Here is a 12,161-nt window from a genome sequence, read left to right on the forward strand (position 1 = left end):
GACGGTCGTGGCGAGGCTGTTCCTCGACGGGCGAGGAATCAGTCACTGCCACCGCCGTCAGCTGGTCTTGTCAGCGCTGGACGGTGCGTCCTTCTGCGGTCCGGTCGAACCGCTCTCGGGCGCCGCCTCTGTCTGTGCTGCGGTCGCGTCGTCGTCCTTCATCGCCTTCATCTCGCCCTTGAACACGCGGGCGGACTGTCCGACGCTCTTCGCGAGTGCCGGCAGCTTCGCCGCACCGAAAAGAAGCAGGACAACGATGAGAATGGCGAGCAGGTGCCATCCGGTCAGGCCAGCCATGGAAGTCTCCTCATTGATGGGTAGTGGCGTTCAGTCTACCCGTGGTCGGCGGACTCCGGGTCACGGTACAGCGCCAGTCCTGCGATTGCCCAGTCACGGGTGGCCGTGCGCGCCGTAGCGGGTTCGAGCACCTGCATCCTGCCGGCGAAACGCGCCGCGAAGCGCTTGATCCCCCGGGGGTCCGCCATGCGCAGGCGCAGGGTGACCTCGCCGTCCGATCGCGACACCTCTTCCGACCGGAAACCGCTCAGCAGCGGCGCGAGCCCCTCCGGGATGCGCACCGTCACCGTGTCGTCGGTCGGAGCCGTCCCGAACGCGTCAGGCACACCCTCGGCGCCGTGCGTGATGGCGATGTCCGTGAGACGGGCGTCACTGACCCGGTCGAGGTGGAAGGTGCGCATCGCCTGGCGCAGATGGCACCAGCCCTGCAGGTACCACTGCCCGTCGGTGATGAGCACCTGCACCGGGTCGACCGTGCGCACCGTCGGCGAGGCATCCGGCGCCTGATAGGCGAACGAGACGGCGACGCCGTCGTTCAGCGCACGCGAGACGACCTCCTGCACCTCCCCCACCTGACGAGGGGCGACCACGACATCGGCGGGCGCGTCGACCGCACCGCGGGCCAGCTTCGCCAGCAGACCCGCCACCAAGCCGGAATCCGACACGGCGGGCACCGCGGCGACCATCTGCAGTCCTGCCAGCAGCGCTGCGGCCTCGCGGGCCGTGAAGCGCGGCACACGGCGCAGCGCCACGTCGTTGGTGATCTCGATCACGTCGTGCTCGTCGAGCAGGTCCCAGTCGATGTCGAACATCTCCTGCGGCTGCTGCCAGAAGCCGTCCTCGCCGGGGAGGCCGATCACCGTCAGCTTCTCGACCATGGCGCGCATCTCCGGCACGCTCACGCCGAATTCAGCGGCCGCCTCGGCCAGCGAGACCTGGCCGCGTTCGAGCAGGTACGGCACGAGGGTGAGGTAGACGCGCACGCGGTCGGCGGCGAGAAGGGGTTTCGGATCGCTCATGCGTGCTCCCCGTCATCGTGTGCGGCGAGGACCCCGCGCAGTCGTTCGACGACGGCGACGCGCAGCTCCGCCGGTTCGACGACGCGCACCTCGGGTCCGTAGGAGGCCAGCTCGTCGGCGAGGATGTCGCGGTCCACGTAGGGCACCCGGATGCCCTGCACGGCAGGTGTCGCCCGGCGTCCGAGTCGCAGCGCGGCCTCGGTGCCCGGCTCGACCTCCAGCAGTGCGGAGTGCGTGGCGGCGACCTGCTCGAGACCGGACAGTGCCCGATCCCCCGCGCCCTCGCGGAGTGAGGAGTCGAAGGACTGCGCGGTGACCTTCACGGCGCCGACGATGCGGCTGAGCAGGAACGTGCGCTCCGCCTCCGCATCCACGTCGATGCCGTAGACGTGCCAGCGGGCCTCGTAGTCGAGCAGAGCGAGAGGCCGCAGCCGCCGGCTCTGCGGGCGCTCCTCGCCCGGTTTGAGGTAGTCGAAGGTCACGACGCGGGAGCGCTCGATCGCGTCTTGAAGGGGCGCGAATGCGGCATCCCGCACCGTGATCCGCGGCGCGAAGCCGATGATCGGCTCGTCACCGTCGATGCCCAGTGCGCGGATCTTGCGGACACCGGCCTGCGCATCGGATGATGCGGACTCGGCGCTCCAGACGCTGCCTGCCAGCCGCAGCACCGCGAGTTCCGCCGGGCTGAACGCGATGTCTCCTGGAAGGTCGTACTCCTCCTGCGGGATGCGGTAGCGGGCCTCGCGCAGGTCGTTCGGATCGGCGGCGTCGCCGATCGTCTCGACGCGCACGCCCAGGGCGCGAAGCTGGTCCTTGTCGCGCTCGAACATCTTCTCGAGGGCGTCGGCCTTCGCGCCGGCCTCGGCGCGCTGACGGTATCCGGAGACGCTGTCGAGGATCTGCTGCTTGGTCAGGCCGATCCGCGTGGCCATCAGCGCCACGATCAGGTTGGTGAGGCGCTCCTCCGCGGGGATCGTGGCGGCCATCAGTTGCTCGCGGGCACCGAACCGAGGATGTCGACGACGTATGCCACAGCCTGCGCATCGCCCTCGCCGGGCACGACGACGAGGACCTGCGATCCGACGGTCGCCGCCTTCACCGCATCGGCGACCTGCTGAGGCAGTTTCGAGAGGTCGGCCTCGGGCAGTTTGCCCCAGCTGCTCTCAGCGACCTCGCGGTCGTTCCAGCCGACGGCGGTGTAGGCGAAGAACGGCTGGGCGTCACCGACCACGTCGCCCTCTCCTGCGATGAGGGTCTCGGTGACGGTCTTCGTCGGAGCGTCGCCGTCCGGGATGATGATGCCCGGCCGTCCGTCCGAGGGGTTGCGGACCACCGTGGGGATACCCCGGGCGTTGTTGAAGACGTCGCTGCCCTCGGCGCGGGAGAGCATGGTGCTCTCGATGTCGAAGACGGCGATCACGCTGTCGCCCTTCTTGCTCGCCGGAGCGGCGACCACGACCCGGCTCCCGCCGGTGGCGCACTCCAGCGCCTTGGTGAGGTCGACGCCCTGCAGGCCCTGCTCGATCGTGCTGATCGTGAACAGCTGGCCCTGACCGTCGAAGCCGACGTTCTGGATCATCTCGCCGGTCGTGCCGGAGTACATCGCGAACCCGCCGACGAACACCTGGTTCGGGTCGACCAGCGGGTCTCCGTCGCCGACCTCGGCGTCGAAGAACGAGACCTGCTCGGTCTTCAGCGGGCCGATCAGCTCGAGCTCCGGCACGCTGCCGAGATCGCCGCTGACGGTCACATCCTCGTCGATCCCGTTCGCGGAGCCGGTGCGATCACAGGTCGCCCCGGCGAAGGTCGGCGCGGCCGAGCATCCGCTCAGAGCGACGGCGGACAGGGCGAGGGCGGCGAGAGCTGCGGACGTTTTACGCACGCGCTCCAGTCTATTCCGTCGCCGAGTCCGATTCGCGCGCAGAGGCGGCGATGCGCGCGCCGTCGGCGGCCTTCTGCGCCTCCCGCACCCGCTTGCGCAGGTTCTTGTCGGTGATCTCGCGATCGCCGACGGCGCCCGGTGTCCACAATTCGACGTCCTCGTCCGAGAAGCTGGTCTTCGAGGCGCGGCGGCGGACCTCGGGCGGAATCGCCCCCGGCGCCAGCCTGCGCGCCGTGAGAAGGAAGCCGGTGTGCGCGACCATACGGTGATCGGGACGCACGGCGAGGCCCTCGACGTGCCATCCGCGCACCATGGTCTCGGAGGCCTCGGGGTCGGTGAACAGGCCGGTGGCGCGGATGTACTCCGCGACGCGGGAGAGCTGGGTGGCGGTGGCGATGTAGCAGATCACCACACCGCCGGGCGTGAGGGCGTCCGCGACGGCGTCCATGCAGTCCCAGGGCGCGAGCATGTCCAGGACCACGCGGTCCACGGTGCCCGCCTCGAACTCGGCGCCGAGCTGCTCGGCGAGATCGCCGACGACCACGCGCCAGGTGTCTGGGGTCTCACCGAAGAACGTCTCGACGTTCGCCATCGCGACTTCGGCGAAGTCCTCGCGGCGCTCGAACGAGGTGAGCGCTCCGTCCGAGCCGATCGCCCGCAGCAGCGCGAGCGACAGGGCACCCGAGCCGACGCCGGCCTCGACCACCGTCGCCCCCGGGAAGATGTCCGCCTGCATCACGATCTGCGCGGCATCCTTCGGATACACGATCGCCGCTCCGCGCGGCATCGACATCGCGAAGTCGCGCAGCAACGGCCGCAGCGCGAGATAGTCGTGGCCCGAGCTGTTCGTGACGACGGACCCGTCCGGCAGCCCGACGAGATCGGCGTGACGGAGCACGCCGTGGTGGGTGTGCAATTCGCCGTCGGCACGCAGCGTGATCGTGTGCATGCGCCCCTTCGGGCCGGTCAGCTGCACCCGGTCACCCTCGCGGAACGGGCCGCTCGGCCGTGCCGCGGTCATCGGACGACCTCCTTCGCGTGCTGCGCGTGCAGTGCGATCACATCGTCCGCGGTACGGCCCGCGAGCGTCTCCCAGAGCTCATGCGCACCGAGGCCGTCGAGCGGGATCAGGTTGGGCACGCCGACGGTCACGGCGCCGGATGCCACGCCCGAGGCGACACCGGTGCGGGAGTCCTCGATCGCCACGGTGTCGGCGATGTCGACGCCCAGCAGCTCGGCCGCCCGCAGATAGGGCTCCGGATGCGGCTTCGGAAGCTCCACGTCGTCGCCGGCGACGACGAGGTCGAAGGCGTCGAAGTCGATCAGGTCGACGACGTCGGATGCCATCCGGCGAAGCGACATGGTGACCAGAGCGGTGCGGATGCCCGCCGCCCGAAGGTCGGCGAGCAGTTCGCGTGCGCCGGGTCGGAACGGCACGCCCTGCGTGCGGAGCGCCTCCAACACGCTGTCGGTCAGGCGGTCGACGATCTCCTGCGCCTCCAGGTCGACTCCCGCCGCCTGGAACACTCTCGCGCTGTCGAGCAGCCCACTGCCGATCAGCTGCAGCGCCTGCTCGTGCGTCCAGGTTCCGCCGTAGGACTCGACGAGAACCGTCTCGGCGGCCATCCAGTACGGCTCGGTGTCGATCAGGGTGCCGTCCATGTCCCACAGGACGGCAGCGGGCCGGGTGGCGGCAGAGGGAGTGGTGCTCACTGCACCTATGGTACCGGCGCCACGGCGCGCGCTCGCGCCGCCGTGCGCTCCGGCGACTAGCCTTGAGTGATGGACGTCCTCGGCTCGCGCATCATCGTCGCCGCCTTCGACGGCTGGAACGACGCCGGCGAAGCCGCGACCGGCGCCCTCGCCACGCTCCGCGACAGCACCGAGTTCACCACGGTGCACAGCGCCGACCCCGAGCTGTACTTCGACTACCAGTACACGAGGCCGGCGACTCGCATAGATGCGCAGGGCCGACGCGAGCTGACCTGGCCGGAGGCGACACTGTCGAGACCCGCAGTCGTGACCGGCTCCCCCGAGGTGTGGCTTCTGACCGGATCCGAACCGGCGCGCACCTGGCAGGCGTTCGCCTCCGAGTTCATCGATGTGGCACTGCGCGACGACGTCACCGGTTTCGTCACGCTCGGCGCCATGCTGTCCGACGTCCCGCACACCCGCCCGATCTCGGTGTTCGCCTCCAGCCAGAACGAGCAGGTGCGCGAGGCGCACGGCCTGGAGCGCTCGACCTACGAGGGCCCCGTCGGCATACTCAGCGTCCTGGAGCACTTCGCGGAGCGCGCCGGCATTCCGACGGCGAGTCTGTGGGCAAGCGTGCCGCACTACGTGGCATCCGCCGCGCCTTCTCCGAAGGCGACGCTCGCCCTGCTGGACCGGCTCGAAGAGCTCACGGCGATCGGCGTCCCGCGTGAGCACCTCCGCACCGAGGCCGCCGCCTGGGAGGCCTCGATCGACGCCGCGGCTGCGGACGATGACGACATGAGCGAGTACATCCGCCAGCTGGAGCGCACCCGGGACACCTGGGACTCCCCCGATGCTTCCGGCGACGCGATCGCGCAGGCGTTCGAACGCTACCTGCGCCGCCGGGGCGACGGTCCGGATCAGAAGCGCTGATGCGGACCGCCCGACCGCCTCAGCCCGAGATCACACCCGTCGCGAGCAGCACGATGAGCACACCGCCCAGCAGGATGCGGTAGATCACGAACGGCAGGAAGCTGCGCTTGGAGATCCAGTTCATGAAGAACGCGATCACGCCGAGGGCGACGACGAACGCGATGCCGGTGGCGGCGAGGGTCTCGGGCATCGTGAAGTACTGGTCCGGAGCATCCCAGCTCTTGGCGAGCTGGAAGAAGCCGCTGCCGAACACTGCGGGGATCGCCAGCAGGAAGGCGTAGCGGGCGGCCGCGGCACGCTCGTAGCCGAGGAACAGGCCCATCGTGATCGTGCCGCCCGAGCGCGAGACGCCGGGGATCAGGGCGAGCGCCTGGGCGAAACCGTAGGCGACGCCGTCGGGGTAGGTCAGCTGGTTCAGCGAGCGGCGCTTCGCGCCGATGTGGTCGGCGATGCCGAGCAGGACGCCGAAGACGATCAGCATGATCGCCACGATCCACAGCGACCGGAGCACGGTCTCGATCTGGTCCTGGAACAGCAGGCCGAGCACCACGATCGGGATGCTGCCGATGATGATCAGCCAGCCCATCCGGGCATCCGGATCGTTGCGCGGCAGGCGTCCGACCAGCGCGAGAGCCCAGCTCCTGATGATCCGCACGATGTCACGCCAGAAGAACACCACGACGGCCGCCTCCGTGCCGATCTGCGTGATCGCGGTGAATGCCGCGCCGGGGTCCTCGCCCGAACCGAGCATGGTGCCCACGATGCGCAGGTGCGCGCTGGAGGAGATCGGCAGGAACTCGGTGAGTCCCTGGACGATGCCGAGAAGGAGTGCTTCGAGCAGGTGCATGCACAGGTCTTTCGTGACAGAGCGATGCCGGCCGCGGCTACGGCCGGGTCAGCAGGTGCGGAAGAGGTCGGCCAGAACACGCTGACCGAAGCTCAGTGAGTCTACGGGTACGCGCTCATCGACTCCGTGGAACATCCCCGTGAAGTCGAGGTCGGCGGGCAGCAGCAGTGGAGCGAAGCCGTAGCCGGTGATGCCGATCGAGGCGAGCGCCTTGTTGTCGGTGCCGGCACCGAGCAGGTACGGGATCACGGGAACACCAGGGTCGTGCCGGCCGAGAGCGGCGACCATCGCGTCGACCAGGTCGCCGCAGAAAGGCGTCTCCATGCCGATGTCCCGGACCACGATCTCGATCTCGACGTCGTCGCCTACGATGTGCTGCAGCTCGGCGAGCACGTCGTCCTCGGTGCCCGGCAGGGTCCGCACATCGATCAATGCCTCTGCACGCTCGGGGATCACATTGTGCTTGTACCCGGCCTGCAGCACCGTCGGATTCGCGGTGGTGCGGAAGGTCGACGCGAGGAACGCCTCGGCCGGGCCGGCTGCTGCGGCGAGAGCATCCGGATCATCGGCACTGCGGCCGGTGAGATCCGACAGCCCGGCCAGCAGAGCCTCGGTCGTCGGTGTGAGCCTGATCGGCCAGCGGGTGCGCCCGATGGCGGCGACAGCCTCGGCGAGCCTCGTCAGAGCGTTCTCGGGATGCAGACGGCTGCCGTGTCCGGCACGGCCGCGAGCGACGAGCCGGATCCAGATCAGGGCCTTCTCCCCCACCTGCAGCAGGTAGGCCCGGCGGTCGTCGACGGTGATCGAGTAGCCGCCGACCTCGCTGATGGCCTCGGTGGCGCCGGCGAACCACTCCGGGCGCTCCTTCACCACCAGCGCCGAGCCCTCGACGCCGCCGTTCTCCTCGTCTGCGAAGAACGCGAGGACGAGATCGCGCTCGGGCTGCTCGCCCGCGCGCAGCAGGTCGCCCACGGACGCCAGGATCATGGCGTCCATGTTCTTCATGTCGACGGCACCACGGCCCCAGAGCATCCCGTCACGGATCTCTCCGGCGAACGGGTCGACGCTCCAATCCTCGGCCACCGCCGGGACGACGTCGAGGTGCCCGTGCACGACCAGCGCCGGACGACTGCGATCCCGCCCCGGTACGCGTGCCATGACGTTGGTGCGGCGCGGGATCGGCTCGTAGTACTCGGTCTCGAGGCCCAGCGACTCGAGGTGGGCGCCGACGTACTCGGCCGCCTCACGCTCACCGTTCGCCTTGCCCCCGCCCCAGTTGGACGTGTCGATGCGGATCAAGTCGCGCGCGATGCGTGCGACCTCGGGCAGCGGCGTTGAGGACATGGATCAAGGCTATCGAACCAGGAAAACGAAGAAGGTCCCGGGTCTGCGACCCGGGACCTTCTCATTGTGCGCGAGGGGGGACTTGAACCCCCACGCCCTTATCGGGCACTAGCACCTCAAGCTAGCGCGTCTACCTATTCCGCCACCCGCGCAAGGTGGTTTTTTCGGCTGTTCCCAACCGAAGATCGAGATTAGCACGTTCCTGGAGCGGGGACGAACCGGCGCTGCACCCCGGGCGCGCCTCCCGACACGGTCACCCTTCCGGGATGAACCTCTTCTGCCAGTGCGCCTCACTCCGGCAGGATGGGCCTGTACCGGCGAAGCACCGCCGGATCGGGACACGGGAGGGTTCGCATGGCAGGCAACGACGAGCTGGAGGATCTGCGCCGTCGCGTCGCGGAGCTCGAGGCCGAGAACGACGGGCTGCGCTCGGATGCTCCTGCAACGAAGAAGCGCAGGAATCCGACCCGCAGCATCCTGTCGGCTGTCGCGCTCGTGCTCGCCATCCTGCTCGCCCCCGTGGCGGTCCTGGGGACCTGGGCACGCCTCGAGCTGGTCGACACCGACCGGTTCGTGGCCACGTTCGCTCCGCTCGCGGATAGCCCGGAGGTGCAGGCCTACGTCTCAGACCAGATCGTGACCGCCATCGACGAGAACGTCGACATCGACGGGATGGTCGCCGACCTGGCAGACGGGCTCAAGGGGCTGGATCTGCCGCCGCGCGCGCAGGACGCCATCGGGCTGCTCACAGCGCCCGCCGCGGACGGGATCCGCGGTCTGATCGCCTCCACCGTCGACAAGCTGGTGGCCTCCCCCGCGTTCGCCGACGTGTGGGAGCAGGCTCTGCGCCAGACCCATTCGCGGGCTGTCGCGATCATCCAGGGACAGGAGGGCACCGCCATCCAGCTCTCCGCCGACGGGACGCTGTCTCTCGAGCTCGATGTCGTGATCGAGAGCGTCAAGGAGCGGCTGATCGAGAACGGGTTCGGCTTCGCATCATCCATCCCGGTGATCCACAAGTCCATCCCCCTGGTCACGGCGGACGCGTTCGTGCTGGTGCGCACGGTCTACCAGGTCGCGATCGCAGCCGGGTACTGGCTGCCCTGGGTCGCACTCGCACTGGCTGCGGCCGGAATCGCGCTGGCGCGCAACCGTTCACGCGCCCTGCTGGCGACGGGCATCGGTCTGGTCGCGACGTTCCTGCTTCTCGGGGCCGGCCTCGGCGTCGGCAAGATGTTCTTCATGGGCACCGTCAGCCCGTCGATCATGCCCGCGGCGACGGCAGAGGTCCTCTTCGATCAGATCACCGAGATGATGCACTCGGTGATCGCTGCGCTGGTGCTCCTCTCGGCCTTCGTCGTGATCGGGGCATGGATCACCGGACGCTCGCGGCCTGCGAAGGCGCTGCGCACGTCCGGGAACGCCGCGTTCGCCAAGGCCCGGGAGAGCGCGGACCGCAGCGGCCTGAACACCAGGGGCTTCGGCGCCGCTCTGGATCGCTGGCGGCCCGCGATCATCGTGATCGTGATCGCCCTGGGCGTGTTCATCCTGTTCATGACGCGCCCAGTCAGCGTCGGATCCGTGGTCTGGACCGTCGTCGGCATCCTGGTGGCACTGCTGCTCCTCGAGGTCCTGCGTCGTCCGGCCGGGAGCGCGCCCGTCGTCGAAGCGGCGGAAGCGGATGCCGCTGAGCAGCAGCCCGTCGAGGTCGCACAGGAAGAGGGCGCCGTGCGGTGATCAGCGTCATCTGGCAGCTGCTGCCGATCGCCCTCGGTGTGATGGTCAGCCCCATCTCCGTGATGGCGCTGCTCGGCATCCTGGTGTCGACGCATGCTCGCCGGAACGGCACCGCCTTCGCGGTCGGCTGGGTGCTCGCGACCGGTGGCAGCCTGATGCTGTGGACGCTGCTGCTCACCTGGCTCGGGATCGGCGACGGCTACGGTTACGCCGGCGGGCTCACCGGCACCGTGCTGCACCTGCTGATCGGACTGCTCTGCATCGCGGCCGCGGTCTGGACCTACCGCCGCTCGCACGACATCGTGATGCGGATGGGGACCGCAGAGACCCCGGATGAGCTGGCCGCCGCGACACCGCAGCTGCCGGGTCTGCTGCGCGACGTCGACCACTACAGTGTTCCGCGGTCCTTCGTGCTCGGCATCACCGTCTTCGTGCTCAATCCCGTGAACATGTCTCTCCTGATCGCGACGGCACTCAGCCTGATCGATGCCGACATCTCCGAGCAGAGCGCGCGGGCGATCGCTGCGGGCTTCGTGGTCGCCGCCGCTCTGCCTGTGATCACCCCGGTGCTGGTGCTGTGGGTGCGCGGCGCGGACGCCCCCTTCGTGGGCCGGATGCGCACCTGGGTGATGAACAACAACGGGTACATCAGTGCGGGGCTGCTTCTGCTGATCGGCTTCCTGCAGCTCACCCGCGCCCTGGAAGGAGTCCTCGCGTGAGCATCCGATCCGAACTCCGCCGGTGGACGGCGCGCTTCGGCGACCGCAGCACGGTCGGCGGCGACATCCGCGCGGGTGTCGCACTCGGCGTCGAGAGCGTTCCCGACGGGCTGGCGGCGGGCGTGCTCGCGGGGGTCAGCCCGCTCTACGGCCTCTACGGCTACATGCTCGGCACCCTGGGGGGCGCTCTCACCACCGGTTCGGTGTTCATGACGGTGCAGGCCACCGGTGCGATGGCGGTGATCATCAGCGACGTGCCCGAGGTCCGGGGCGACGACGGCGCGGGAGCGATGGCGATGCTCACCCTGATCGCCGGCGTGGTCATGCTCGGCCTCGGGATCGCGCGGCTCGGCAGCCTGGTGCGCTTCATCCCCACCGCGGTGCTGATCGGCTTCGTCAACGCCGTCGCCATCAACATCATCCTGGGACAGCTCGACAACATCACCGGTTACGACAGCGACGGCGCGAACCGGATCATGAAGCTCTTCGACACCGTCCTGTCGGTGCCTCAGTTCAGCTGGCCGACGGTGCTGGTCGGGATGATCACGATCGCGCTGATCCTGCTGCTGGAGCGCACCCCGCTGGGCGCGCTCGGCATGGTCGTCGCGGTGGTCGCCGGATCGCTGATCGCGCTGGTCCTGCCCGATGACAGCGTCGCGACGATCGGCGACATCGCCGAGGTGACGCGCTCGCTGCCGATGCCGGTGATGCCCGATCTCAGTCTGATCGGCGCACTGATCGTCCCCGGCATCTCGATCGCCCTGGTCGGTCTCGTGCAGGGCGCCGCGATCTCCGGCGCCATTCCGAATCCGGACGGCAAGTACCCCGACGCATCCGCCGATTTCCGTGGCCAGGGCATCGCGAACATCGCCTCGGGCCTGCTCCGCGGCATGCCGGTCGGCGGATCGATGTCGGCGACGTCGCTGGTCCGCGCCGCCGGCGCGAGGACCGCCCTGGCGAACCTCATCGCCGGGGTCGTGATGATCATCACCCTGCTCGCCTTCGGACCGCTCATCGAATACATCGCGATGCCCGCGCTCGCCGGCCTGCTGATCCTGGTCGGCGTGCGCACCCTGAAGATCCACCAGGTGATGCTGGTGCTGCGAACAGGACCCACACAGGCGGCGGTGTTCGCCGTCACCTTCGTGCTGACCCTGCTGATCCCGCTGCAGTACGCCGTGCTCGCCGGCGTCGGGCTCTCGATCGTGCTGCACATCGCCCGCCAGTCCAATCGCGTGCGCATCGTGCGGTGGCAGTTCGACGATCCCGGCGGGCACCCGCTCGAAGTCTCCCCGCCCGCGGTCGTGCCGCACGACGAGGTCGTCATCCTCTCGCCCTACGGCAGCCTCTTCTTCGCCTCGGCGCAGTCCTTCCGGGCTCAGCTGCCCACGCCGACCGCAGACTCCGCCGGCGCCACCGTGATCATCCGGCTGCGCGGCTCCGAAGAGCTGGGCGTGACATTCCTCACCATGGTGCGGGACTATGCCGACGAGCTCTCGGCTCGGGACGCCACGCTGATGCTCGTCGGTGTCGGCGAACGGCTGCAGGATCAGCTGGACGCCACCGGCGTCGGTGCGCGCATCGGCGGCGGCAACATCATCCCGGTGCGTCCGAGGGTCGGCGACTCTCTCGCCGAGGCGCTGGCGATCGTCGCGTCGAGGAAGAACGACGGCGGCCGATAAAATCGG

General features: G+C 69.3%; 12 protein-coding genes and 1 tRNA gene. 4 read left to right on the forward strand and 9 right to left on the reverse strand.

The annotated features are described in order from the left end of the window. Positions 1-57: 57 nt before the first annotated feature. Genes tatA through DY023_RS09885 form a run of 6 tightly spaced genes read right to left on the reverse strand, consistent with a single transcriptional unit; the run spans position 58 to position 4,911 of the window. Entirely contained in the window at positions 58-297 is a 240-nt protein-coding gene (gene tatA, locus DY023_RS09860) for a Sec-independent protein translocase subunit TatA (protein WP_116242158.1), read from the reverse strand. A 35-nt stretch (positions 298-332) separates the two neighbouring features. Further along, on the reverse strand, positions 333-1,316 hold the full coding sequence (locus tag DY023_RS09865; protein ID WP_116242159.1) for a helix-turn-helix transcriptional regulator: 984 nt from the start codon (positions 1,314-1,316) through the stop codon (positions 333-335). Continuing rightward, entirely contained in the window at positions 1,313-2,302 is a 990-nt protein-coding gene (locus DY023_RS09870; RefSeq protein ID WP_116242160.1) for a helix-turn-helix transcriptional regulator, read from the reverse strand. The genes DY023_RS09865 and DY023_RS09870 overlap by 4 nt, the downstream gene beginning before the upstream one ends. After that, positions 2,302-3,198: a hypothetical protein gene (locus DY023_RS09875; RefSeq protein WP_116242161.1), complete on the reverse strand. Its 897-nt coding sequence runs from the start codon at positions 3,196-3,198 to the stop codon at positions 2,302-2,304. Before DY023_RS09875 ends, DY023_RS09870 begins: the two co-directional genes overlap by 1 nt. A gap of 10 nt (positions 3,199-3,208) precedes the next feature. Next, on the reverse strand, positions 3,209-4,219 hold the full coding sequence (locus tag DY023_RS09880; protein ID WP_116242162.1) for a tRNA (adenine-N1)-methyltransferase: 1,011 nt from the start codon (positions 4,217-4,219) through the stop codon (positions 3,209-3,211). After that, the gene (locus DY023_RS09885; protein ID WP_281271922.1) at positions 4,216-4,911 is read right to left on the reverse strand and encodes an HAD family hydrolase; all 696 of its coding nucleotides are present in this window, start codon (positions 4,909-4,911) and stop codon (positions 4,216-4,218) included. Before DY023_RS09885 ends, DY023_RS09880 begins: the two co-directional genes overlap by 4 nt. 69 nt (positions 4,912-4,980) lie before the next feature. Here DY023_RS09885 and DY023_RS09890 point away from each other — a divergent pair, with 69 nt between their 5' ends. Continuing rightward, positions 4,981-5,826, forward strand: a complete 846-nt coding sequence (locus tag DY023_RS09890; RefSeq protein ID WP_116242164.1) for a PAC2 family protein — start codon at positions 4,981-4,983, stop codon at positions 5,824-5,826. Positions 5,827-5,845: 19 nt separating this feature from the next. On the opposite strand, the gene DY023_RS09895 is transcribed toward DY023_RS09890, so the two are convergent. The 3 genes from DY023_RS09895 to DY023_RS09905 form a co-directional block, all read right to left on the reverse strand. Continuing rightward, the gene (locus tag DY023_RS09895) at positions 5,846-6,673 is read right to left on the reverse strand and encodes an undecaprenyl-diphosphate phosphatase (RefSeq protein ID WP_116242165.1); all 828 of its coding nucleotides are present in this window, start codon (positions 6,671-6,673) and stop codon (positions 5,846-5,848) included. A 48-nt stretch (positions 6,674-6,721) separates the two neighbouring features. Continuing rightward, on the reverse strand, positions 6,722-8,017 hold the full coding sequence (locus DY023_RS09900; protein ID WP_116242166.1) for a M20/M25/M40 family metallo-hydrolase: 1,296 nt from the start codon (positions 8,015-8,017) through the stop codon (positions 6,722-6,724). 67 nt (positions 8,018-8,084) lie between these two features. Next, positions 8,085-8,169, reverse strand: a tRNA-Leu gene (locus DY023_RS09905). A 202-nt stretch (positions 8,170-8,371) separates the two neighbouring features. Between DY023_RS09905 and DY023_RS09910 the strand changes: the two genes are divergently transcribed. From DY023_RS09910 to DY023_RS09920, 3 genes are read left to right on the forward strand one after another with little or no spacing between them, the layout of a single operon-like run. Continuing rightward, on the forward strand, positions 8,372-9,754 hold the full coding sequence (locus DY023_RS09910) for a hypothetical protein (protein WP_116242167.1): 1,383 nt from the start codon (positions 8,372-8,374) through the stop codon (positions 9,752-9,754). Further along, positions 9,751-10,473 (forward strand): GAP family protein, encoded by a 723-nt coding sequence (locus DY023_RS09915; protein WP_116242168.1) that lies wholly within the window; start codon positions 9,751-9,753, stop codon positions 10,471-10,473. The genes DY023_RS09910 and DY023_RS09915 overlap by 4 nt, the downstream gene beginning before the upstream one ends. Next, positions 10,470-12,155: a SulP family inorganic anion transporter gene (locus DY023_RS09920; protein ID WP_220347274.1), complete on the forward strand. Its 1,686-nt coding sequence runs from the start codon at positions 10,470-10,472 to the stop codon at positions 12,153-12,155. Before DY023_RS09915 ends, DY023_RS09920 begins: the two co-directional genes overlap by 4 nt. Positions 12,156-12,161 lie beyond the last annotated feature (6 nt).

Source organism: Microbacterium bovistercoris, from assembly GCF_003387575.1.
GTDB lineage: Bacteria > Actinomycetota > Actinomycetes > Actinomycetales > Microbacteriaceae > Microbacterium > Microbacterium bovistercoris.

Excerpts from the sequence above, each read along its gene's own strand:
- tatA (WP_116242158.1), bottom strand. The coding sequence starts at position 297 with ATGGCTGGCCTGACCGGATGGCACCTGCTCGCCATTCTCATCGTTGTC.
- DY023_RS09865 (WP_116242159.1), bottom strand. The coding sequence starts at position 1,316 with ATGAGCGATCCGAAACCCCTTCTCGCCGCCGACCGCGTGCGCGTCTAC.
- DY023_RS09870 (WP_116242160.1), bottom strand. The coding sequence starts at position 2,302 with ATGGCCGCCACGATCCCCGCGGAGGAGCGCCTCACCAACCTGATCGTG.
- DY023_RS09880 (WP_116242162.1), bottom strand. The coding sequence starts at position 4,219 with ATGACCGCGGCACGGCCGAGCGGCCCGTTCCGCGAGGGTGACCGGGTG.
- DY023_RS09890 (WP_116242164.1), top strand. The coding sequence starts at position 4,981 with ATGGACGTCCTCGGCTCGCGCATCATCGTCGCCGCCTTCGACGGCTGG.
- DY023_RS09895 (WP_116242165.1), bottom strand. The coding sequence starts at position 6,673 with ATGCACCTGCTCGAAGCACTCCTTCTCGGCATCGTCCAGGGACTCACC.
- DY023_RS09900 (WP_116242166.1), bottom strand. The coding sequence starts at position 8,017 with ATGTCCTCAACGCCGCTGCCCGAGGTCGCACGCATCGCGCGCGACTTG.
- DY023_RS09910 (WP_116242167.1), top strand. The coding sequence starts at position 8,372 with ATGGCAGGCAACGACGAGCTGGAGGATCTGCGCCGTCGCGTCGCGGAG.